Raw genomic sequence first — 305 nt, 5'->3', positions numbered from 1 at the left:
CACTGGCAAGCTTCAGCTTGGAGCCCGCGCCCGGACCAGCCACCAACAGATCGGTTTTCGCCGACACCGAGCCCGCCACCTTGGCGCCAAGCCGTTCGGCCATCGCCTTGGCGACGACCCCATCGGTCGAACCATGACCGGCGCCCTGCAGCCATTTCCGGGCGGTTGCGAGGTTGGTGGTGGATGGCGAGAGCCGCAGCGAGGATATGCCTGCCTTCGCCACAAACTCCTTTGTTGCCGCCCGCCGCTCCGCCAGAGACTCTTCGAGCACCAGCCTGCCGCCGGCTGCGACGAGGGTGTCAAAC

Annotated in this window: 1 protein-coding gene; it reads right to left on the bottom strand. The window is 66.9% G+C overall.

Translation table 11 applies throughout. The annotated features are described in order from the left end of the window. Positions 1-305, bottom strand: a 305-nt coding sequence (locus EN859_RS36845; RefSeq protein ID WP_348632975.1) for a BRCT domain-containing protein, incomplete at both ends; no start/stop codon positions are given.

The organism is Mesorhizobium sp. M00.F.Ca.ET.216.01.1.1 (assembly GCF_004010325.2).
Classification (GTDB): domain Bacteria; phylum Pseudomonadota; class Alphaproteobacteria; order Rhizobiales; family Rhizobiaceae; genus Mesorhizobium.
Note: the sequence above shows the minus strand (reverse complement) of the source record. Positions and strands in the feature narration are given on the sequence as shown.